A 20,438-nucleotide genomic window follows, 5' to 3' on the forward strand; every position below is an offset into this window, starting at 1 on the left:
GGTTAACCTTCCCTCAGTTCCAGTGAACCAGCCCGCGCCGGTCCGGCACGTCCGAAAGCAGCCCGTCATGCCCAACGCCCGACTGTCCCGCCCCACCCGCCGCGGCGTGCTCGCCGCCGGCGGCGCCCTCGGCCTCGGTGTCGCGCTCGCCGCCTGCGGCAACGACGACGGCGCCAAAGACAGCGGATCGGGCGCCACGAAGAAGGCCGCGTCGGGCCCCTTCTCGTTCAAGGACGACCGCGGCACCACGGTGAAGCTGGACAAGGCCCCGGCGAACATCGTCGCCTTCACCGGCGTCGGCGCGGCCCTCTACGACTACGGCGTCCAGGTCAAGGGCGTCTTCGGCCCGACGACGGTCAAGGGCGGCAAGCCGGACGTCCAGGCCGGCGACATGGACGTCACCAAGGTGACGGTCCTCGGCAACGCCTGGGGCCAGTTCAACATCGAGAAGTACGCGGGCCTCGCCCCGGACGTGCTGATCACCACGACGTTCGACGACGCGGGGACCCTCTGGTCCGTCCCCGAGGAGTCCAAGGACAAGATCGCCAAGCTCGCCCCGAGCATCGCGGTCTCCGTCTTCGACCGCCAGCTGACCCAGCCGCTTGAGCGCATGTACGCGCTGGCCGGGGCGCTCGGCGCCGATCTGAAGGCCGACAAGGTCGTCGCGGCGAAGAAGCGGTTCGAGGACGCGGCGGCCCGGCTGCGCAAGGCCGCCAAGGCCCACCCCGACATCAAGGTCCTCGCCGGCAGCGCGAGCCAGGACATCTTCTACGTCTCGGGCACGAACCTCTCCGTCGACCTGGAGTACTTCAAGTCGCTCGGCGTGAACTTCGTCGAGCCCACGGAGGCCGCGAAGAAGGCGTCCGGCGGCTGGTTCGAGAACCTGAGCTGGGAGAACGTCGACAAGCACAAGGCCGACATCATCATGATGGACGACCGCAGCCAGACCATCCAGCCGGCCGACATCGACGAGCCGACGTGGAAGCAGCTGCCCGCGGTCAAGGCCGGCCAGGTCATCCCGCGCTCCCCCGAGCCGATCCTCTCCTACGACAAGTGCGCCCCGCTCCTGGAAAACCTCGCGAAGGCCATCGAGACGGCGAAGAAGGTGTCCTGACCCCATGACTGTGACGGCCGAAGCCCCCACCGTTACCCCTTTCCGATTCTTCGATCTGCAAGTGGTGCGCACCCGGCGGCTCGGCCCGTCGCTGCTCCGGGTCACCTTCACGGGAGACGGCCTCGACGGCTTCCACGGCGGCGGCCGCGACCAGTCCCTCTCCCTCTTCCTGCCGCACCCGGGCCAGGACGCGCCCGTTCTGCCGCCCGCCGAGCCGGGTGACGACGGCCGCGCCTGGCACGCGGCGTACCGGGCGATCCCGGCCCACGAGCGCGCGATCATGCGCTCGTACACGCTGAGCGGTCAGCGCCGCGCGCGGGCCGGCGGCATCGAGGAGGTCGACATCGACTTCGTCCTGCACAATGACGACCCGGCCGCCGCGGGGCCCGCCTGCCGCTGGGCGGAGCGGGCGCGCCCCGGCGACCGGGTGGCCGTGCTCGGCCCGGCGGTCGCGGACAACGCGGCCGTGCGCTGCCGGCCGCCGCGCGACTTCGACCACATCCTCATGTGGGGCGACGAGACGGCCCTGCCCGCGGCGCTCGGCGTACTGGCCTGGCTGCCCGCGTCCGTCTCCGCGCACGTCTGGCTGGAGGTGCCGCACCGCGAGGACATCCAGCCGATCATGACGACCGCCGATGTCACGGTCACCTGGGTGGTGCGCGACGAGGGCGGCCCCTCGGCGCTCGAATCGCTCAGGAGCACCCGGCTCCCGGACGCGGCACGCCCGTACGCCTGGCTGTCGGGTGAGTGCGGCGCCATGAAGGAGCTGCGCCGCCATCTCGTGCGCGAACGCGGCTACGACAAGCGGTCGGTGACGTTCGTCGGGTACTGGAGGCGCGGCCTGAGCGAGGACGCGCTGCGGGAACAGCCCGCGGCCGCGTAGCCACAAACCAGCCACCGCAGGGCAAATCAGTCACATGTCCGGGGCGGGGTCGCAGGCTCAAATTAGGTTAGGCTAACCTAATCACCGAGTTCGCGACCTCGCCCTTTTTCCTGCCCCACCCGGGAATACCCTCATCCCCACCCGGAGGAACCGTTCATGCGCTCGCACCTGCTCAATGACACGACCGCGGAGCTCTACCGCAGTTCCGTGACCGAGGGAATCGAGCGGGTGGCGGCCAAACTCGCCACCACCGCACGGCCGTTCACGGGCGTCACCCCGGACGCTCTCGCCCCCACCGTCGACGCCGTCGACCTGGACAAGCCGCTCCACGACACGATCGCCGTCCTCGACGAGCTGGAGGACGTCTACCTCCGCGACGCCGTCTACTTCCACCACCCCCGCTACCTGGCCCACCTCAACTGCCCGGTCGTCATCCCGGCGGTGCTCGGCGAGGCCATCCTCTCCGCGGTGAACTCCTCGCTCGACACCTGGGACCAGTCCGCGGGCGGCACACTGATCGAGCGCAAGCTCATCGACTGGACCGCCGCGCGGATCGGCCTCGGGCCCGCCGCCGACGGCGTGTTCACCTCCGGCGGCTCCCAGTCCAACCTCCAGGCGCTGCTCCTCGCCCGCCAGGAGGCCAAGCCCGGGGAGGAAGGCTGGGAAGGGCCCGCCTCGCTCGCGAAGTTCCGCATCTTCGCCTCCGAAGTCAGCCACTTCAGCGTCAAGAAGTCCGCGCAACTGCTGGGCCTGGGCACCGACGCCGTCGTCTGCGTCCCGGTCGACCGGGAGAAGCGCATGCAGACCGTGGCGCTCGCCGCCGAGCTGGAGCGCTGCCGCGCCGACGGCCTCGTCCCCATGGCCGTCGTCGCCACCGCCGGCACGACCGACTTCGGCTCCATCGACCCGCTGCCCGAGATCGCCGAACTCTGCGCCCAGTACGACACGTGGATGCACGTCGACGCCGCGTACGGCTGCGGCCTGCTCGTATCGCCGAAGAACCGCGACCGGCTCACCGGCATCGAGCGGGCCGACTCCGTCACCGTCGACTACCACAAGTCCTTCTTCCAGCCGGTCAGTTCGAGCGCCCTGCTGGTCAGGGACGGGGCCACGCTGCGGCACGCGACGTACCACGCGGAGTACCTCAACCCGCGCCGCACCGTCGCCGAGCGCATCCCCAACCAGGTCGACAAGTCCCTCCAGACCACGCGCCGCTTCGACGCGCTCAAGCTGTGGATGACGCTGCGCGTGATGGGCGCCGACGGCATCGGCAACCTCTTCGACGAGGTCTGCGACCTGGCGCACGAGGGCTGGCAGCTGCTCGACGCCGACCCGCGCTTCGACGTCGTCGTGGAGCCGAGCCTGTCCACGCTGGTCTACCGCTACATCCCGGCCGCGGTCACCGACCCGTCCGAGATCGACCGCGCCAACCTCTACGCCCGCAAAGCCCTGTTCGCCTCCGGTGACGCGGTCGTCGCGGGCACCAAGGTGGGCGACCGCCAGTACTTGAAGTTCACCCTGCTCAACCCCGAGACGACCCTCGCCGACATCTCGGCCGTCCTCGACCTCATCGCCGGCCACGCCGAGCAGTACCTGGGAGACACCCTTGACCGCGCTTCCTGAACCCCGTGACTCGTACGACTTCATCGGGATCGGACTCGGCCCGTTCAACCTCGGCCTCGCCTGCCTGACCGAACCGATAGCCGAACTGAACGGTGTCTTCCTGGAGTCCAAGCCGGACTTCGAGTGGCACTCGGGCATGTTCCTCGACGGCGCCCACCTCCAGACCCCGTTCATGTCGGACCTGGTGACCCTCGCCGACCCGACCTCGCCCTACTCCTTCCTCAACTACCTGAAGGAATCGGGGCGGTTGTACTCGTTCTACATCCGCGAGAACTTCTACCCGCTGCGCGTCGAGTACAACGACTACTGCCGCTGGGCCGCCGCCAAGCTCTCCTCCATCCGTTTCAATACGACCGTCGCCGCGGTCACCTACGACGAGAGCGACGGCCTCTACACCGCCACCACCGAGGACGGCGCCACCTACCGCGCCCCTCACCTGGTCCTCGGCACCGGCACCCCGCCGAACATCCCCGAGGCCGTCCAGGGGCTCGCCGGCGACCACCTGCACAACTCCCGCTACATGCAGCACAAGCAGGAGCTCCAGCGGAAGAAGTCGATCACCCTGGTCGGCAGCGGCCAGTCCGCCGCCGAGATCTACTACGACCTGCTCTCCGAGATCGACGTCCACGGCTACCAGCTCAACTGGGTCACCCGCTCCCCGCGCTTCTTCCCCCTCGAATACACCAAGCTCACGCTGGAGATGACGTCCCCGGACTACATCGACTACTTCCACGCGCTGCCGGAGACCACCCGGTACTCGCTGGAGGAGCGGCAGAAGGGCCTGTTCAAGGGGATCGACGGCGAGCTCGTCGACGCCATCTTCGACCTGCTCTACCAGAAGAAGCTCGGCGGCCCGGTCCCGACGCGGCTGCTGACCAACTCCGCTCTGCGCACCGCCGGTTACGAGAACGGCACGTACACCCTCGGCCTGCACCAGGAGGAGCAGGACAAGGAGTACGAGCTGCGCACCGAGGGCCTGATCCTGGCCACCGGGTACAAGTACCGGGCGCCCGCCTTCCTGGAGCCCGTCAAGGACCGTATCCGCCTCGACGGCCGGGGCCGCTTCGACGTCGCCCGCAACTACACGATCGACACGACCGGGCGCGGCATCTTCCTGCAGAACGCGGGGGTGCACACGCACTCGATCACCAGCCCCGACCTGGGCATGGGCGCCTACCGCAACAGCTACATCATCGGCGAGCTGCTCGGCACCGAGTACTACCCCGTCGAGAAGACCATCGCGTTCCAGGAGTTCTCCGTATGACCTTTGCAATACGCGCCCTCGACCCGCTGAAGGACGCCGAGCTCGTCCACGGCTGGGTCACCCACCCCAAGGCCTCTTTCTGGCTGATGGGGGAGGCGTCACTGCCGGACGTCGAGCGGGAGTACGCAGGGATCGCCGCGGCCGAGCACCACGACGCCTTCATCGGCGAGCGCGACGGCGTGCCCGTCTTCCTGATGGAGCGCTACGACCCGCGCCACGTCGAGCTCGTCGGCCTGTACGAGCCCGAGCCGGGCGACATCGGCATGCACTTCCTCGTCGCCCCCACCGACACCCCCGAGCACGGCTTCACCCGTGCCGTGATCACCGCGGTGATGGCGCACCTCTTCGCCGACCCGGCCGTGCGGCGCGTCGTCGTCGAGCCCGACGTGAGCAACAAGGCGGTGCACGCGCTCAACGAGGCCGTCGGGTTCGTCCCCGACCGGGAGATCGACAAGCCGGAGAAGCGGGCGCTGCTCAGCTTCTGCACCCGCGCACAGTTCGAAGCCGCCACCGCGAAGGCCAAGGAGGTCCGGGCATGACCCTCGCCGACACCGTCTCCCACCTCTCCCCCGAGCGCTGGGCCGAGGCGAACCGCCTCCTGATCCGCAAGGCCCTCGCCGAGTTCAGCCACGAGCGGCTGCTCACGCCCGAGGCGCAGGAGGACGGCCGGTACGTCGTCCGCAGCGACGACGGCCTCACCCGCTACCGGTTCAGCGCCCGCCGACTGCGCCTGGACCACTGGCAGGTGCCCGCCGACTCGATCACCCGCCACCGCGACGGGGTCGAACTCCCCCTCAGCGCCCTGGAGTTCTTCGTCGAGCTGAAGGACGCGCTCGGCCTGAGCGACGCGATCCTGCCGGTCTACCTTGAGGAGATCTCCTCCACCCTCTCGGGCACCTGCTTCAAGCTGACGAAGCCGGACGTCACCTCCGCCGAGCTCGCCGCGTCCGGCTCCTTCCAGGACATCGAGACGGGCATGACCGAGGGCCACCCGTGCTTCGTCGCGAACAACGGGCGGCTCGGCTTCGGCATCCACGAGTACCTCTCGTACGCCCCCGAGACCGCGAGCCCCGTACGCCTGATCTGGCTGGCGGCGACGCGCGAGCGGGCCGCGTTCACGGCCGGTGTCGGCGTCGACTACGAGTCGCTGCTCCGCGCCGAGCTGGGTGCGGAGACCCTCGCCCGGTTCGATGCGACCCTGCGCGACCAGGGCCTCGACCCGGCCGGCTACCTGCTCATCCCGGTCCACCCGTGGCAGTGGTGGAACAAGCTGTCCGTCACCTTCGCCGCCGAGGTCGCCCAGCGCCACCTGGTCTGCCTGGGCGAGGGCGACGACGAGTACCTGGCGCAGCAGTCGATCCGTACGTTCTTCAACTCGACTTCCCCGTCGAAGCATTACGTGAAGACGGCGTTGTCGGTCATCAACATGGGCTTCATGCGCGGCCTCTCGGCGGCGTACATGGAGGCGACGCCGGCGATCAACGACTGGCTGGCCGGGCTCATCGAGAACGACGAGGTGCTGCGGGGCACGGGCCTGACGATCATCCGCGAGCGCGCGGCCGTCGGCTACCGGCACCTGGAGTACGAGGCGGCGACGGACCGCTACTCGCCGTACCGCAAGATGCTGGCGGCCCTGTGGCGCGAGTCGCCGGTCCCGTCGCTCGGTGAGGGCGAGCGCCTGGCCACGATGGCGTCGCTGCTGCACGTGGACCGCGCGGGCCGCTCCTTCGCCGGGGCGCTGATCGAGCGCTCGGGCCTGACGCCGCGCGAGTGGCTGGAGCCGTACCTCAAGGCGTACCTGACGCCGCTCCTGCACAGCTTCTACGCCTACGACCTGGTGTTCATGCCGCACGGTGAGAACGTCATCCTGGTCCTGGACGAGCGCGGCACGGTCCAGCGGGCGATCTTCAAGGACATCGCCGAGGAGATCGCGGTCATGGACACCGAGGCGGTGCTGCCGCCGAAGGTGGACCGCATCCGGGCGCAGGTGCCGGACGACATGAAGCTCCTGTCGATCTTCACGGACGTCTTCGACTGCTTCTTCCGCTTCCTCGCGGCGAACCTGGTCGAGGACGGCATCCTGGACGAGTCCACGTTCTGGGCGGCGGTGGCCGACTGCGTGCGCGACTACCAGAAGTCCGCGCCGCACCTGGCGGAGAAGTTCGACCGGTTCGACATGTTCGCCCCGACCTTCGCCCTGTCGGCCCTCAACCGGCTCCAGCTGCGCAACAACGAGCAGATGGTGGACCTGGCGGACCCGTCGGGTGCGCTCCAGCTGGTCGGCGATCTGGACAACCCGATCGCGTAGCACCGCGGGAACAGAGACCGAAAGGGGCTCGGGAGACGGTCCTCCCGAGCCCCTTTCCTGTACTCACTGTGCAACTAGCGTGCGGGCCACGGCACTTGCGGCGACCGGTAGTAGCCGACGCCGAGCGCGTCCCAGCGCGGCGCCTGCGCGGCGAGCCGCACCTTGTACGTGTTCCAGTCGTGCGTGGCCGCGGGCGACCAGCCGAGCTCGGCGACGCCGGGCAGCCGCGGGAAGGCCATGTAGTCGAGGTGCGCGGAGGTCGACAGCGTCTCCGACCACATCGGGGCCTCGACGCCCCGCACCGCCGCGGCGGGCGCGCCGGGGAGGTAGGTGGCCGGGTCCCAGTCGTAGGAGCGCTGTACCTCCACGTAGCCCGCCCACGAGAGGCCGAGGGGTGTGTCCTTGGTGTACTTCATGTCGAGGTACGTGCGGTCGGCGGGCGAGATGACGAGCCCGGTGCCGTTCCTGGCGGCCTCGGCGACCTGCGCCTTCTCGGCGGCGCTGGTGCCGTCGGTCCCCCAGTACTGCGCGAGCGCGCCCTCGGCGGGTGTCGCGGCGGTCAGCTGGTGCCAGCCCACCACGGTCTTGCCGTACTTGGCGACGATCGGCTGCACCTTGTCCATGAAGGTGACGTAGTCCTCGTGGCTGGTGGAGTGCGCCTCGTCGCCGCCGATGTGCAGGTACCTGCCCGGTGTGAGGGCGGCGAGTTCGCGCACCACGTCGTCGACGAAGTCGTACGTGATGTCCTTGCCGACGCAGAGCGAACTGAAGCCGACCTCGGTGCCGGTGTAGAGCGGCGGTGCGATGCCGTCGCAGTTCAGGTCGGCGTAGGAGGCGAGGGCGGCGTTCGTGTGGCTCGGCATGTCGATCTCGGGCACGACCTCCAGGTACCGCGAGGACGCGTACCGGACGATCTCCTTGTACTGGGCCTTCGTGTAGAAGCCGCCCGTGCCGCCGCCGACCTGCGTCGAGCCGCCGTAGGTCGCGAGTTTCGGCCAGGAGTCGATGGCGATGCGCCACCCCTGGTCGTCGCTCAGGTGCAGATGCAGCTTGTTGACCTTGTAGAGGGCCAACTCGTCGATGTAGCGCTTGACTTGCTTGACCGTGAAGAAGTGGCGTGAGACGTCGAGCATGGCTCCGCGCCAGCCGTAGCGCGGGCTGTCCTCGATGGTGCCGCCCGCGACGAGCCACGGCCCCGGCCGCCTGCTGTCGGCCTCCACCCGGGCGGGCAGCTGCTGGCGCAGTGTCTGTACGCCGTGGAAGAGTCCGGCGGCCTCCCGCGCGACAATGGTGACGGACCGGCCGGTGCTCGTCAGCCGGTACCCCTCGGCGCCGAGCGCCTTGTCCTTCCTGTCGAGTGCGAGCCGGATGCCGTCACCGGCGTGGCCGTCGGTGACGGGCAGCTCGTAACCGGTGGAGGGGCGCAGCACGCCGGCGAGGTAGTCGCCGACGCGGCGCGCGTCCCGCGAACCGCCCTCGACCCGGATGCGGGTCCTGTCGGTGATCCGGTACGCGGGGCCTTCCGCGGTGGCTTTCGCGGGCGCGGGGACGATCTGCCCGAGGGGGGTGGCGGCGGCGGGCGCGGCGGCCGTGGCCGGGGCGGCGCCGAGGGCACCGGCTCCGGCGGCGACGAGCAGCAGCGCGCCCAGCAGGGCCGTCACCGGCCTGCGACGCGCGCTGTGCGGCGCTCCGGGGTGCGGCGATCCGTGGTGCGATCTGGGGTGCGATCCGTGGTGCGTCCTCACGAACGGTCCCTTCGACGGCGTCGTTGGCGGAGTTCGTTGTACGAGCGGTGCGACCGATCGGTCACCATCCGTACCGTCCGCCCCTCGGCCGGTCAAGGTGTAGACCACTTCCCGGGGGCCGGATGCCAGAATCGCCCCATGGCGGAAATCATCCAGCGCGACGGCACGTGGACGTTCGACGGGGAGACGCTGCGGCTGGTGCCGGGGCGCGACAAGGGTGTGAGTCTGCTCCGCAGGACGCTGGGCGAACTGACCGTGCCGCTGGGCGCGTTGGCCGGTGTCTCCTTCGAGCACGGCCGGAAGTCGGGCCGCCTGCGGCTGCGGCTGCGTGACGGCGCCGACCCGCTGCTCCAGGCGACCGGCGGCAAGCTGACGGAGGGCGCCGACCCGTACCAGCTGACCGTCGAGTCGGACCGGTACGGGGTCGCCGAGTACCTGGTGGACGAGGTCCGCAACGCGCTGCTGCTCGAACAGGTCCCGTCGACGGCCTGCACGGCGTACGTGCTGCCGGGCCCGTCCGTGCCGCTGTCCGTCTCCGCGGGGGACGGCACGGCGAGCTTCGACGGGGAGCACATACGGCTGGAGTGGAACTGGAAGACGGAGGACTCCAAGGCGTCGGCCGGGGCCCGGCTGCTCTCCCTCGCCGACGTCGCCGCGGTGGAGTGGCAGCCGGCCGTGGGCCTGGAGAACGGCTGCCTGCGCTTCACCGTCCGCTCGTCCCCGACGAAGGCGCCGCCGAAGTACGACCCGAACTCGGTGGAGCTGTGGGGCTTCAAGAGGGACCCGCTGATGGCGCTGGTCGCGGCGGCCGTCCAGGCCCGGCTGCCGCACCCCGGCGCCCAGTCGGCGCCTGCCCCGAAGGAACTGTCACCGCCGAGGACGCCGGAGCCCGCGCCCGTCCCCGCCGAGGACGACCACGACGCGCTGCTGCGGCGCCTGCGGGAGCTCGGGGAGCTGCATCAGGCGGGCGTCCTGACGGACGAGGAGTTCGCGACCGCGAAGCAGGCGGTCCTGAAGCGGCTCTGATCCACTCAAGCCCCTCCGGCGATCGAGGAGCGGGGTCCGGGGCGGAGCCCCGTGTCCTTGGCCGTCCGACCGCCGGTGGAGGCTGGGCGCGCGGTTCCCCGCGCCCCTACCGGCGCTGGACCTTGCGGGCGACGACGAACCGGTCGATCTCCTCACCCGTCTCCGCGATCCCCCGCACCGTAAGCCTGGCCGTACGGCCGACCGGCGCCGGCTCCACATCCACCCGCAGGAACGAGTAGTTGGTGTACCGCACCCGGGACCAGTCCACCGTCACGGCCTTCTTGCTGCCGTCGGGCTGGACGACGTACGACTGGAAGGGGTCGACGTCCTGCTCGTGGCCCTGGTAGGTGTCCGCGACCGGGAACGCGTAGAGGCTCTTGCCCGCCGCGCCCGCCGTCACGTAGACGACCCCGTCCGTCTCCGGGTACGCGGTGCCGCCGATCGGCAGCTCCTTGGTGACCTTCTCGCCCTTGAGCACGTCGGAGCGCTCGTAGACGTGGTTGTGGCCGTTGATGACCAGGTCGACGGTGTACTTCTCGAACAGCGGCACCCACTCCTTGCGCACGCCCCCCTCCGAGGCGTGCGCGGTGGCGGTGCAGTACGCGCAGTGGTGGAAGAAGACGACGACGAAGTCGATGCCCGAGCCGTGCGCCCGGTACTTCTTCAGCTGCGCCTCGAACCACTTGGTCTGGGTGGAGCCGGAGATGCCGAGGTTGGCCGGGATCTCCCACGACACGTCGTTGGCGTCGAGCGAGATGACGGCGGTGTTGCCGTGCACGAACGCGTACACGCTCGGCAGGTTCTTCGGGTCCGGGCCGTTGCGCGGCGGCGCGAAGCGGGCCTCCTGGCCGCCGTAGCCGTTCGGCGAGTACCAGGCTTCCATGTCGTGGTTGCCGTAACTGACCATCCAGGGCACCGACTTGGCGACGGACTCGGTCTGCGCGAGGAACTGGTCCCAGGTCCGCGCGTCGAACGTGTCCGTGGTCCGCCCCGAACCGGAGGGGTCCGCGTAGGCGATGTCGCCTGCGTGCAGGTGGAAGGAGGGGCCCTGGGCGAGGATGAGGCTGTCGTTGGCGAGGGCGTGGTAGCTGACGCCCTGGTCGCCGAAGGCGGTGAAGGTGAAGGGCTGGGAGCGCGCGGGCGCCGTGGTGAAGGTGCCGATCGTGCCGGCGAAGCGCGGCTCCGCGGGGTCGAAGCCCTGGTGGCCGACGCCGTAGTAGTACGTCTTGCCGGGCTTGAGGTGGGTCAGCTCGGCGTGCACGTAGTACTGGGTGTGGTCGGCGCTCGTGCCGACGCCCGCCGGCGTGTACAGCGCGCGGACCTCGGCCGGGATCTTCCGCGACAGGTCACCGGCGTGCGCGCCGATGCGGATGTACGGGTTCTTCACGGCGACCGGCACCTGCCAGGAGACGGTCATCTCGGTGCGCGGGTCGCTCCCGTACGAGAGGTGCCGGCCGAAGGGGGCGACGAGGGCGCCGTCGACGTGCTCGCTCGCGGTGGCGGTGGCGGTGTACGCCGGGGCCGGGGCCGCGGCGTGCGCGGCCCCCGGTACGAAGACGCCGCCCGCGACCGCGCCGAGCGTGACGGCACCGCCGCGCATCATGGTGCGGCGGGAGAACTTGCTGCGCAAGTACGCGTGTTGCTCGGCCAGGCTCCGGCCGGCCAGCTCGTCGGGTACGCCCATACGTGGAATGTCCATGGTCTGAAAGTTGCTGTGGGCACCCATCCCGGCCGGGTACGCCGGGTGAACGTGGCCCGAACAAGCGGCATAACACGCTTCAAGCCTTGCCCATATCCGCGCCAAGAATCCTCCTCTCCACCCCACTGCCGCAATCCTTGCCCGATATCGGGCAGATTTCTTGCGAAAGCTCCGGCCGTCCTTCAGGATCGTCCGGGTGCACGAGGAACTGGTCGATCATCTGACCCGCAGCACGTCCCTGGCCAGGGGCGAGGCGCTGCGGGTCATCCAGGACGTGCTCGCCTACTTCGACGAGTCGACGGAGGAGTACGTCCGCCGTCGCCACCGCGAACTCCAGGGTCAGGGCCTGGTGAACGCGGCGATCTTCGAACAGCTCACGACGGAGCTGCGGTACCGGGCGGTGGCACCGCCCGAGCTCACTCTCAGACAGCTGCGCCGCATCGTCTACGGCTGACCGATCCACCACCAGAGGGGACCCTCCTTACTCATGTGCGGAATTGTCGGATACATCGGCAAGCGTGACGTCGCGCCTCTTCTCCTCGAAGGGCTGCAACGCCTGGAGTACCGCGGCTACGACTCCGCGGGCGTCGTGATCACCAGCCCCAGGGCCACCGGCCTGAAAATGGTCAAGGCCAAGGGCCGCGTCCGCGACCTGGAGGCCAAGGTCCCGGCCCGCTTCAAGGGCACCACCGGCATCGCCCACACCCGCTGGGCCACGCACGGCGCCCCCTCGGACGAGAACGCGCACCCGCACATGTCGGGCGACAACAAGGTCGCCGTCGTCCACAACGGCATCATCGACAACGCCGCCGAGCTGCGCGTGAAGCTGGCCGCCGAGGGCGTCGAGTTCCTCTCCGAGACCGACACCGAGGTCCTCACCCACCTCGTCGCGCGCTCGCAGGCGACGGATCTCGAGGACAAGGTCCGCGAGGCGCTCCGCCTCATCGAGGGCACGTACGGCATCGCGGTCCTGCACGCAGACTTCCCCGACCGCATCGTGGTGGCCCGCAACGGCTCGCCGGTCGTCCTCGGCATCGGCGACAAGGAGATGTTCGTCGCCTCGGACATCGCCGCCCTCGTCTCCCACACCCGCCAGATCGTCACCCTCGACGACGGCGAGATGGCCACGCTCAAGGCCGACGACTTCCGCACGTACACGACGGAGGGCACGCGCACGACGGCGTCCCCGACCACCGTCGAGTGGGAGGCCGCCTCCTACGACATGGGCGGCCACGACACGTACATGCACAAGGAGATCTTCGAGCAGGCCGACGCCGTGGACCGCGTGCTGCGCGGCCGCATCGACGACCGCTTCTCCACGGTGCACCTGGGCGGCCTGAACCTGGACGCCCGCGAGGCGCGCACCGTGCGCCGCGTGAAGATCCTCGGCTGCGGCACGTCGTACCACGCGGGCCTGATCGGCGCCCAGATGATCGAGGAGCTGGCCCGCATCCCCGCGGACGCCGAGCCGGCCTCCGAGTTCCGCTACCGCAACGCGGTCGTGGACCCCGACACCCTGTACATCGCGGTGTCGCAGTCCGGCGAGACCTACGACGTCCTCGCGGCGGTCCAGGAGCTGAAGCGCAAGGGCGCCCGGGTCTTCGGCGTCGTGAACGTGGTCGGCTCGGCCATCGCCCGCGAGTCCGACGCGGGCGTCTACGTCCACGCGGGCCCCGAGGTCTGCGTTGTCTCGACGAAGTGCTTCACCAACACCACGGTGGCCTTCGCCCTGCTCGCCCTGCACCTCGGCCGCATCCGCGACCTCTCCGTCGCCGACGGCAAGCGGATCATCGAGGGCCTGCGCAAGCTGCCCGCCCAGATCACCGCGATCCTGGAGCAGGAGGCGGAGATCAAGAAGGTCGCCGAGGAGTACGCGGACGCCCGCTCGATGATGTTCATCGGCCGGGTCCGGGGCTACCCGGTGGCCCGCGAGGCGTCCCTGAAGCTCAAGGAGGTCTCGTACATCCACGCCGAGGCCTACCCGGCCTCCGAGCTGAAGCACGGTCCGCTCGCCCTGATCGAGCCGGCCCTCCCCACGGTCGCGATCGTCCCCGACGACGACCTGCTGGAGAAGAACCGCGCCGCCCTGGAGGAGATCAAGGCCCGCTCGGGCCGCATCCTGGCCGTGGCCCACCAGGAACAGGAGAAGGCCGACCACACCATCCTGGTCCCGAAGAACGAGGACGAGCTCGACCCGATCCTGATGGGCATCCCGCTCCAACTCCTCGCCTACCACACGGCGTTGGCGCTCGGTCGGGACATCGACAAGCCGCGCAACCTGGCCAAGTCGGTCACGGTGGAGTAGGCCCCGGCAGAGCCCGACGCGAACGAACGGGCCCCCGACGCGTGCCACCGGACGCCCGGGGACCCGTTCTCGAAGGGCCGGGGTCGCCCATTACCCCGGCCCACGAAGCCGTACTGGGTCCAGCGACCGGTATGTACCCCGCACAAGGGTGCGACCCACCTCTACGCGCGGGTAGATTTATCTGTTCCGCGGGATCGCGCGGGCCCTCAGGGGATGACGATGACGGGCCGCTGCGCCCGCCGCGCGAGCCGCCCTGCGACCGAGCCGAAGATCCGTCCGACGAGCCCGTGGGTCGACCCCACCACGATGGCGTCCGCGGAGTACTCCCGCCCGACCTCCTCCAGCTCGTGGCAGATGTCGCCGCCCCGCTCGACGAGGATCCAGGGCACCTCGGAGAGATAGTCCGCACAGGCGAGTTCGAGGCCGAGCACCTCGGTGCGGTGGTCCGGCACGTCGACGAAGACCGGCGGCTCACAGCCCGCCCACACGGTGGTGGGCAGCCGGTTGGCCACGTGCACGATGATCAGCCCGGAGCCCGAACGATGGGCCATGCCGATCGCGTAGGACAGCGCGCGCTCACTCGACATCGAGCCGTCGAAACCGACGACGACACCGTGCCGGAACGCGGGGTCACAGGCGTGACGTGTCTCTTCCGCCGCCAAGGGGGTCACCGTGGGATCGGCGACCGACCGCTTGCGGTCCGCTGGTTCGGGAATCTCGTGACCGGCCATGAGTGTCTCGGCGTGTACCTCGTGGGCCTCTGGATGAGGGGACGACAACGGACTCGGCGGAGCTGTGTCCGGGAATCACCTTCCCAACCCCATACCCCCAAGGGTACGGCGACACTCCTCCTTCGCCCGGACGCCGGCCTGCCGTCAGGCCTGCCCGCCACCTGCCGATGAGTCCCGCTCCGCAGCGTTCAGGGGAGCATGCACGAGGCCCCGCCCGTATGGCAATGGTTGCTGCCCCGTACAGGCGGTTTGCGCACTCTTGTGGCCGCTGTCCGGGGCAGATCAAGTGACCGGGGCGGCGGCCGCGCGTTGAACTCCCGAACCGAACCCACAGGGAGCACTCCGTGCCCGGACCGACCCCCGCGCACCACGCCGCCGACCACGCCGCCGCCACCCGCCGGAGCGTCCCGGCGCCCGCCCGGGCGCCCGGACCGCACACCCCGGCGGAGGGGGTTCCCGGCGCGCCCGCACGGGGCACGGACGGCGCGGGCGACGTGGTCCGCTGGGCGGCCTTCAGCTGCGTCCTGGTTCCGCTCGTCCTCGTCGGGTACGGCATCTCGGCGGCGGGCGCCGCCGGGGCCGCCCTGGGCCTCACCGCGGTCACCGCCGCCTGCCGGGTGCTCCTGCGCCAGTCGGAACGTGGCGCGGCACAGTTGCACAGTGAACAGTGCTGCGGCCATCGTGGCCGGCACGGGCGGGACGGAACGGGGGCGCACAGGGGCGCCCGCCGGGCGGACCGTGGTGCGCCGGTGGAGTGACCGGAAGCCAGGCGCCACTCCGTATATTTTCAGCCAACTTCGGTCCGGGGGGCATCCCTTGCCGGAAGGCTCCCCCAACCCCCGTTCCACCAGGGCCGAAAGGACCGCGGAGGCCGCCTGAACCCTACGGGGACCGGCCACTGAGTTGAGGCGTACTTCCCACCAACGCCCGCGAGTGCAACGCTTCGTGATCGACTGCTTCACGCCACGTTGCCATGTCGACAATGTGCCAGGTCCTTAACTGGTCACGACGGCACCACGGGACACAGTAGATTCGATCATGACTGTCTGATCTGTAGGCGGCGGGGGACTTCGTGCAGGACCGAGGGGAAACGTGCAGGAGCGAACAGCCCGTCAAAGTATTGAGGGAGCCGCGATCACCGAGGGGGGCTTAGCAGGATGAGCCACGACTCCACCACCGCGCCGGAGGCGGCGGCTCGCAAGCTGGCGGGGCGCCGCCGACGAGAGATCGTCGCGGTGCTGCTGTTCAGCGGCGGACCCATCTTCGAGAGTTCCATTCCGCTCTCCGTGTTCGGAATCGACCGTCAGGACGCGGGAGTTCCCCGGTACCGGTTGCTCGTGTGCGCCGGTGAAGAGGGACCGCTGCGGACCACAGGGGGACTTGAACTCACCGCGCCGCACGGGCTCGAGGCGATCTCGCGGGCGGGCACGGTCGTCGTGCCGGCCTGGCGGTCGATCACCTCGCCGCCACCGGAGGAGGCGCTGGACGCGATCCGTCGCGCCCACGAGGAGGGTGCGCGCATCGTCGGCCTGTGCACCGGCGCGTTCGTGCTCGCCGCGGCCGGTCTCCTCGACGGACGGCCGGCCACCACGCACTGGATGTACGCGCCGACGCTCGCCAAGCGCTATCCGTCGGTCCATGTGGACCCGCGCGAGCTCTTCGTGGACGACGGGGACGTACTGACGAGCGCCGGGACCGCGGCCGGTATCGATCTGTGCCTGCACATAGTGCGCACGGACCACGGGAACGAGGCGGCCGGAGCGCTCGCCCGCCGCCTGGTGGTCCCGCCGCGCCGCAGCGGCGGCCAGGAGCGCTATCTCGACAGGTCTTTACCTGAGGAGATCGGCGCGGACCCGCTGGCCGAGGTGGTCGCCTGGGCCCTGGAGCACCTCCACGAGCAGTTCGACGTGGAGACGCTGGCCGCCCGCGCCTATATGAGCCGCCGCACGTTCGACCGGCGTTTTCGCTCGCTGACCGGAAGTGCGCCCCTGCAGTGGCTGATCACGCAGCGGGTGCTCCAGGCGCAGCGGCTCCTGGAGACCTCCGACTACTCGGTCGACGAGGTCGCCGGACGCTGCGGCTTCCGCTCGCCGGTCGCGCTGCGCGGCCACTTCCGGCGCCAGCTGGGCTCGTCCCCGGCCGCGTACCGGGCCGCCTACCGTGCGCGCCGGCCGCAGGCGGGTGACTCCGGGGCCGCCGGGAAGGCGGAGAGGCCCCTGGAGCTCGCTCAGCTGCAGGGGCCCGAGACCCCGGGCCCCGGGCCCGTGCCCGCCCAGTCCCGGCGGACCGCCGCCGCGCACTCGCTCGGAGCGCCGGCGGCCTCGATGCCGACGGGCGCGGCGGGCCATACGGGGCACCCGGGCCACACGGAGGGCGGCAAACACGCGTCCGACGCGTTCGCGCCGGGCCGGGCGAGCCTGCCCGGGCCGCGCACGGCACCGTAGCGCGGGCCGACCGGAACAGGAGTCGACGACCGTCGTCTGCCAGCGGGAAGGTCCGACCCGTAGGGTTGGGCGCATGAACGATCGCATGGTGTGGATCGACTGCGAGATGACCGGACTCTCGCTGGCGAACGACGCGCTCATCGAGGTGGCCGCACTGGTCACCGATTCGGAGCTGAACGTACTCGGCGACGGTGTGGACATCGTGATCCGCCCGCCGGACGAGGCCCTGGAGACAATGCCCGAGGTGGTGCGGAACATGCACACCGCCTCGGGCCTCCTCGACGAGCTGGCGGGCGGTACGACGCTGGCCGACGCCGAGGAGCAGGTTCTCTCCTACGTACGTGAGCACGTCAAGGATGCGGGCAAGGCCCCGCTGTGCGGGAACTCGGTCGGTACCGACCGCGGATTCCTGCTGCGTGACATGGCGACGCTGGAGGGATACCTCCACTACCGGATCGTCGATGTGTCCTCGGTCAAGGAACTGGCCAGGCGCTGGTACCCGAGGGCGTACTTCAACAGTCCGGAGAAGAACGGCAACCACCGGGCGCTCGCCGACATCCGCGAGTCCATCGCCGAGCTGCGCTACTACCGCGAAGCGGTCTTCGTCCCGCAGCCCGGACCCGACTCCGACACCGCGAGGACCATCGCGGCGAAGTACGTCCTGCCTGCGGAGTAGCCCCCCGCAGGTCCGCCCGTACGGGGTCCGGGAAAAGGGGTGCGCGAGCACCCCTTCGGACCCTGTACACTTTTTCTCGGCCGGTCGGAAGAACGACAAAAGACCGGACATGGTGGGTGTAGCTCAGTTGGTAGAGCACCTGGTTGTGGTCCAGGTGGCCGCGGGTTCAAGTCCCGTCACTCACCCTGAATGATCAAGGCCCGACCTGCGAAAGCGGGTCGGGCCTTTGTCGTGCCCAACCTTTTGGTCGAACCATGGCCACACAGGGCCCCGAAATAGCCTTCTGATGTGCCGGCGGCCCTCGGCTGGTGGGGGCTGTTTCGTCATGCCTCGGTGCGGTCGAGTGCCTCGATGGCCCGGGTGATGAGCGCGCGGGCGTCGGCCCCGTACACCGCCATGCTGCGCAGCTGCTCGAAGGTCCGGACGTACTGATCGATCTCCGACTGCTGCTTGATCCTCACCCGGGCAGTGACCAGCTCCACCGACACCAGCCGGTCGTCGTACACGTGGAACGTCTCCCGCGGCCACTGGCACCGCTCAAGGGTTACCGACGGAATGATGCCGAGCGAGACACCCGGCGCGGCCCCGGCGGTGAGGAGATGGCCGAGTTGCGCGGCCATCGCCTCAGCGTCTCCTAGCTGGTAGTGAAGCGCGGCCTCCTCCATCACGAAGATGAACCGGCGGCCCTGCTCATGGAGGATCTTCGACCTCTCGATGCGGGCCCGCGCGGCCTCCGGGCTGTCGTCGATCTCCAGGTCCCGCATCTCGGCGACGATGCGCAGGATGCCGGCCGCATAGCCGACGGTCTGCAACAGGCCCGGGACAAGCGTTGCCGAGTACACGCGAAAGAGGCGGGTCTCGGAGAACAACCGCCCGACCGCGATCTGCTGCTCTGCGAGGCCGGCGCGGGATCGCTGCCGCCACTCCGTGTACATCGACTCGGCGTTGAGCGACATGGTGACCAGGTCCTCGACCTGCTGTACCGCGCCGGTCGCTTCACACCAAAGACGTATGTCCCGGATGGAGGGAGCAGTGACTGCGTTCTCGATGCGAGATGTCTTCCCGCCGCTCCATCCGCAGAGCTCGCCAAGGGCGGCGACCGTCAGCCCCGCCGTCCTGCGCAGGTCGCGCAGCTTCGTGGCGACCGCCTCTCGGGCGGCCTGCGCGGATGACGACGGGGACTGTGGCATGTCTCCTGCTCGGACTCAGAGGTTCAGCGAATCTCGTATCGGTCGTGCGGGATGGCGCGTTCCCACACAGCCTCGAACGCCTCCGCACAGAGCTTCGCCGCCGCTGGATCCGTACTGATCTCCTGGCCCGCCGAGCCACCATCCCCGGTGAAGTGGTTCCACCGGACGACCTTTCCATCGAGGAGCCAGAAGTCGTTGCCAGGCAGCGTGAGATCGGAGGCCCGCCGCCGGGGGAGCCATCGGACTTGTTCCCCGGCAGCGATGTTGGTGAAGGTACCGGAGTGCTCGTATCGGATGTACTCGCTGACCGGCTCCGACACGATGCGGGCCCGGCGCACAACGACGCCGCGGCCTACCGCCTCCTGGATCAGGCCGAGCCACGGCCGCCACCACGATGCACGGTCCTGCGGGTCGTGCCGGAAACCGTTCTTCCACTCGGCGAACGGGCCCTTCTCCTTGTCCACTGCGTAGCTGTCGCGCATCTCCAGATGGACAGCGGAAGCCGTTGCTCTGGCGAGGAGTTCAGGAAACGGCGGGACGCTGCTCGACGACATCGCACGCCTCCCTCAACATCGCGGCCATGCGGGCAGGGATGCGCACGACCCCCTCATGGTCGGGGATCCCTACGGCGTGGCCAGGAACCGTGAACGCAGAGCAGGCGGCTTCCAGTTCCGCGCCTGGCTTCCACCCCTGAATGATGATCTCCGCCCTCTCCTGGTCAACCCACACCGTGGGGCTTTCGTCATCCCCGGTGTTGGGGTCGATCCCGATGAAACGTAGCTCCATGGCGAACTCCCCTGCTCGTCGTTGCAGTTCGTTGCACCAACGTCAGCCTGCCGGGGAGCCGGGTCAAGGCCGCGAACACTCCATTCCCACACGTAGGGGGCCTGTACTGCAACGATCTGCAACAGCCTGGCTTGAGCGCAACTCTGCGCCCTAGCGTCGAAGCACGCGGCCACGACCACCGCCCGGTTGGGCGGCCAAGCCCTGCGGAGGCGCCATGCCCACCGTCCACACACCCACTGCGACCGAGCGCGACAGACTGCGTCAGCTGCTCGATGAAGCGTTCGCGTCCCCGCAGATACGGCCCGTTCCGGAACGGCGCAGTCAGCTCGACGTCGCGCTCCGTGCGGAGATCCGCCGGCTCATCCCTCTCGTCCAAGCCCAGGCCGACCGCATCAACCGCGGCACCCGCGCCTGGTACTCCCGCGACAAGACGCTCGCCGATGCGCGCGACGAGCTCACACAAGGGCTCAGCCCGAGCTCACTCGCCGCTTGTCTCCGGCTGACCGCGCTGGCCCGGGTGGTGCGCGCCCTCGACGACTTCGCCGACGGCTAGGCCGTTTCTGATGGCTCTTGGTGTGCTGGGTGGATCTTTTGGTCGGGTGGGAAGTGGCTTCGTATGGTGCGACGACATGAACTCACCGACG

At 69.7% G+C, this 20,438-nt stretch carries 19 protein-coding genes and 1 tRNA gene; 14 read left to right on the forward strand and 6 right to left on the reverse strand.

Features of this window, described 5'->3' with window-relative positions; translation table 11 throughout:
- Positions 1-67: 67 nt before the first annotated feature.
- The 6 genes from ACZ45E_RS08590 to ACZ45E_RS08615 all read left to right on the forward strand — a co-directional run bounded on the left by ACZ45E_RS08590 (position 68) and on the right by ACZ45E_RS08615 (position 7,192).
- The gene (locus ACZ45E_RS08590; protein WP_468218184.1) at positions 68-1,114 is read left to right on the forward strand and encodes an ABC transporter substrate-binding protein; all 1,047 of its coding nucleotides are present in this window, start codon (positions 68-70) and stop codon (positions 1,112-1,114) included.
- A gap of 4 nt (positions 1,115-1,118) precedes the next feature.
- Positions 1,119-1,997 carry a siderophore-interacting protein gene (locus ACZ45E_RS08595; protein WP_468218187.1) on the forward strand — a complete coding sequence of 293 codons (879 nt, stop codon included), beginning with the start codon at positions 1,119-1,121 and terminating at the stop codon, positions 1,995-1,997.
- A gap of 156 nt (positions 1,998-2,153) precedes the next feature.
- Positions 2,154-3,620, forward strand: coding sequence for a lysine decarboxylase DesA (gene desA / locus ACZ45E_RS08600; protein ID WP_468218189.1), 1,467 nt, complete (start codon positions 2,154-2,156; stop codon positions 3,618-3,620).
- Complete coding sequence (locus tag ACZ45E_RS08605) at positions 3,604-4,884, forward strand: lysine N(6)-hydroxylase/L-ornithine N(5)-oxygenase family protein (protein ID WP_468218191.1); 1,281 nt, start codon at positions 3,604-3,606, stop codon at positions 4,882-4,884. The genes desA and ACZ45E_RS08605 overlap by 17 nt, the downstream gene beginning before the upstream one ends.
- Complete coding sequence (locus ACZ45E_RS08610; RefSeq protein ID WP_468218194.1) at positions 4,881-5,423, forward strand: GNAT family N-acetyltransferase; 543 nt, start codon at positions 4,881-4,883, stop codon at positions 5,421-5,423. The genes ACZ45E_RS08605 and ACZ45E_RS08610 overlap by 4 nt, the downstream gene beginning before the upstream one ends.
- Positions 5,420-7,192, forward strand: a complete 1,773-nt coding sequence (locus tag ACZ45E_RS08615; protein ID WP_468218196.1) for an IucA/IucC family protein — start codon at positions 5,420-5,422, stop codon at positions 7,190-7,192. The genes ACZ45E_RS08610 and ACZ45E_RS08615 overlap by 4 nt, the downstream gene beginning before the upstream one ends.
- A gap of 74 nt (positions 7,193-7,266) precedes the next feature.
- Here the strand turns inward: ACZ45E_RS08615 and ACZ45E_RS08620 are convergent, their stop codons facing one another.
- Positions 7,267-8,937 carry a beta-N-acetylhexosaminidase gene (locus ACZ45E_RS08620; RefSeq protein WP_468218199.1) on the reverse strand — a complete coding sequence of 557 codons (1,671 nt, stop codon included), beginning with the start codon at positions 8,935-8,937 and terminating at the stop codon, positions 7,267-7,269.
- A gap of 138 nt (positions 8,938-9,075) precedes the next feature.
- Here ACZ45E_RS08620 and ACZ45E_RS08625 point away from each other — a divergent pair, with 138 nt between their 5' ends.
- The gene (locus ACZ45E_RS08625; RefSeq protein WP_468218201.1) at positions 9,076-9,963 is read left to right on the forward strand and encodes a DUF4429 domain-containing protein; all 888 of its coding nucleotides are present in this window, start codon (positions 9,076-9,078) and stop codon (positions 9,961-9,963) included.
- Between the two features lie 106 nt (positions 9,964-10,069).
- On the opposite strand, the gene ACZ45E_RS08630 is transcribed toward ACZ45E_RS08625, so the two are convergent.
- Entirely contained in the window at positions 10,070-11,662 is a 1,593-nt protein-coding gene (locus ACZ45E_RS08630) for a purple acid phosphatase family protein (RefSeq protein ID WP_468218204.1), read from the reverse strand.
- A 196-nt stretch (positions 11,663-11,858) separates the two neighbouring features.
- Here ACZ45E_RS08630 and ACZ45E_RS08635 point away from each other — a divergent pair, with 196 nt between their 5' ends.
- Positions 11,859-12,116, forward strand: a complete 258-nt coding sequence (locus tag ACZ45E_RS08635; protein ID WP_468218207.1) for a hypothetical protein — start codon at positions 11,859-11,861, stop codon at positions 12,114-12,116.
- 33 nt (positions 12,117-12,149) lie between these two features.
- Entirely contained in the window at positions 12,150-13,967 is a 1,818-nt protein-coding gene (gene glmS / locus ACZ45E_RS08640) for a glutamine--fructose-6-phosphate transaminase (isomerizing) (protein WP_468218208.1), read from the forward strand.
- A 206-nt stretch (positions 13,968-14,173) separates the two neighbouring features.
- Here glmS and ACZ45E_RS08645 read toward each other — a convergent pair whose 3' ends face one another.
- A complete protein-coding gene (locus ACZ45E_RS08645; RefSeq protein ID WP_468218210.1) occupies positions 14,174-14,698 on the reverse strand; it encodes a universal stress protein in 525 nt (174 codons plus the stop codon).
- A 344-nt stretch (positions 14,699-15,042) separates the two neighbouring features.
- Between ACZ45E_RS08645 and ACZ45E_RS08650 the strand changes: the two genes are divergently transcribed.
- The 4 genes from ACZ45E_RS08650 to ACZ45E_RS08665 all read left to right on the forward strand — a co-directional run bounded on the left by ACZ45E_RS08650 (position 15,043) and on the right by ACZ45E_RS08665 (position 18,003).
- Complete coding sequence (locus ACZ45E_RS08650) at positions 15,043-15,456, forward strand: hypothetical protein (protein ID WP_468218213.1); 414 nt, start codon at positions 15,043-15,045, stop codon at positions 15,454-15,456.
- Positions 15,457-15,855: 399 nt separating this feature from the next.
- Positions 15,856-17,142 carry a helix-turn-helix domain-containing protein gene (locus ACZ45E_RS08655; protein ID WP_468218215.1) on the forward strand — a complete coding sequence of 429 codons (1,287 nt, stop codon included), beginning with the start codon at positions 15,856-15,858 and terminating at the stop codon, positions 17,140-17,142.
- 73 nt (positions 17,143-17,215) lie between these two features.
- On the forward strand, positions 17,216-17,818 hold the full coding sequence (orn, locus tag ACZ45E_RS08660; RefSeq protein WP_468218217.1) for an oligoribonuclease: 603 nt from the start codon (positions 17,216-17,218) through the stop codon (positions 17,816-17,818).
- Positions 17,819-17,930: 112 nt separating this feature from the next.
- Positions 17,931-18,003 (forward strand) — tRNA-His (locus ACZ45E_RS08665).
- 138 nt (positions 18,004-18,141) lie between these two features.
- Here ACZ45E_RS08665 and ACZ45E_RS08670 read toward each other — a convergent pair.
- The 3 genes from ACZ45E_RS08670 to ACZ45E_RS08680 are packed head-to-tail and all read right to left on the reverse strand — an operon-like array spanning position 18,142 to position 19,794.
- Positions 18,142-19,008: a helix-turn-helix domain-containing protein gene (locus ACZ45E_RS08670; protein ID WP_468218219.1), complete on the reverse strand. Its 867-nt coding sequence runs from the start codon at positions 19,006-19,008 to the stop codon at positions 18,142-18,144.
- Between the two features lie 23 nt (positions 19,009-19,031).
- Positions 19,032-19,562, reverse strand: a complete 531-nt coding sequence (locus ACZ45E_RS08675; protein WP_468218221.1) for a DUF6879 family protein — start codon at positions 19,560-19,562, stop codon at positions 19,032-19,034.
- A complete protein-coding gene (locus ACZ45E_RS08680; protein WP_468218222.1) occupies positions 19,531-19,794 on the reverse strand; it encodes a hypothetical protein in 264 nt (87 codons plus the stop codon). The genes ACZ45E_RS08675 and ACZ45E_RS08680 overlap by 32 nt, the downstream gene beginning before the upstream one ends.
- Positions 19,795-20,008: 214 nt before the next feature.
- Between ACZ45E_RS08680 and ACZ45E_RS08685 the strand changes: the two genes are divergently transcribed.
- On the forward strand, positions 20,009-20,347 hold the full coding sequence (locus ACZ45E_RS08685; protein WP_468218225.1) for a DUF6415 family natural product biosynthesis protein: 339 nt from the start codon (positions 20,009-20,011) through the stop codon (positions 20,345-20,347).
- Positions 20,348-20,438 lie beyond the last annotated feature (91 nt).

Source organism: Streptomyces sp. NPDC030991, assembly GCF_055571235.1.

Bases quoted from the DNA above. Each gene is read 5' to 3' on its own strand.
- ACZ45E_RS08675 (WP_468218221.1), bottom strand. From the start codon at position 19,562: ATGTCGTCGAGCAGCGTCCCGCCGTTTCCTGAACTCCTCGCCAGAGCA.
- ACZ45E_RS08685 (WP_468218225.1), top strand. From the start codon at position 20,009: ATGCCCACCGTCCACACACCCACTGCGACCGAGCGCGACAGACTGCGT.
- ACZ45E_RS08645 (WP_468218210.1), bottom strand. From the start codon at position 14,698: ATGGCCGGTCACGAGATTCCCGAACCAGCGGACCGCAAGCGGTCGGTC.
- ACZ45E_RS08590 (WP_468218184.1), top strand. From the start codon at position 68: ATGCCCAACGCCCGACTGTCCCGCCCCACCCGCCGCGGCGTGCTCGCC.
- ACZ45E_RS08670 (WP_468218219.1), bottom strand. From the start codon at position 19,008: ATGCCACAGTCCCCGTCGTCATCCGCGCAGGCCGCCCGAGAGGCGGTC.
- ACZ45E_RS08595 (WP_468218187.1), top strand. From the start codon at position 1,119: ATGACTGTGACGGCCGAAGCCCCCACCGTTACCCCTTTCCGATTCTTC.
- ACZ45E_RS08610 (WP_468218194.1), top strand. From the start codon at position 4,881: ATGACCTTTGCAATACGCGCCCTCGACCCGCTGAAGGACGCCGAGCTC.
- ACZ45E_RS08625 (WP_468218201.1), top strand. From the start codon at position 9,076: ATGGCGGAAATCATCCAGCGCGACGGCACGTGGACGTTCGACGGGGAG.
- ACZ45E_RS08680 (WP_468218222.1), bottom strand. From the start codon at position 19,794: ATGGAGCTACGTTTCATCGGGATCGACCCCAACACCGGGGATGACGAA.
- desA (WP_468218189.1), top strand. From the start codon at position 2,154: ATGCGCTCGCACCTGCTCAATGACACGACCGCGGAGCTCTACCGCAGT.
- ACZ45E_RS08630 (WP_468218204.1), bottom strand. From the start codon at position 11,662: ATGGACATTCCACGTATGGGCGTACCCGACGAGCTGGCCGGCCGGAGC.
- glmS (WP_468218208.1), top strand. From the start codon at position 12,150: ATGTGCGGAATTGTCGGATACATCGGCAAGCGTGACGTCGCGCCTCTT.
- ACZ45E_RS08655 (WP_468218215.1), top strand. From the start codon at position 15,856: ATGAGCCACGACTCCACCACCGCGCCGGAGGCGGCGGCTCGCAAGCTG.
- ACZ45E_RS08615 (WP_468218196.1), top strand. From the start codon at position 5,420: ATGACCCTCGCCGACACCGTCTCCCACCTCTCCCCCGAGCGCTGGGCC.
- orn (WP_468218217.1), top strand. From the start codon at position 17,216: ATGAACGATCGCATGGTGTGGATCGACTGCGAGATGACCGGACTCTCG.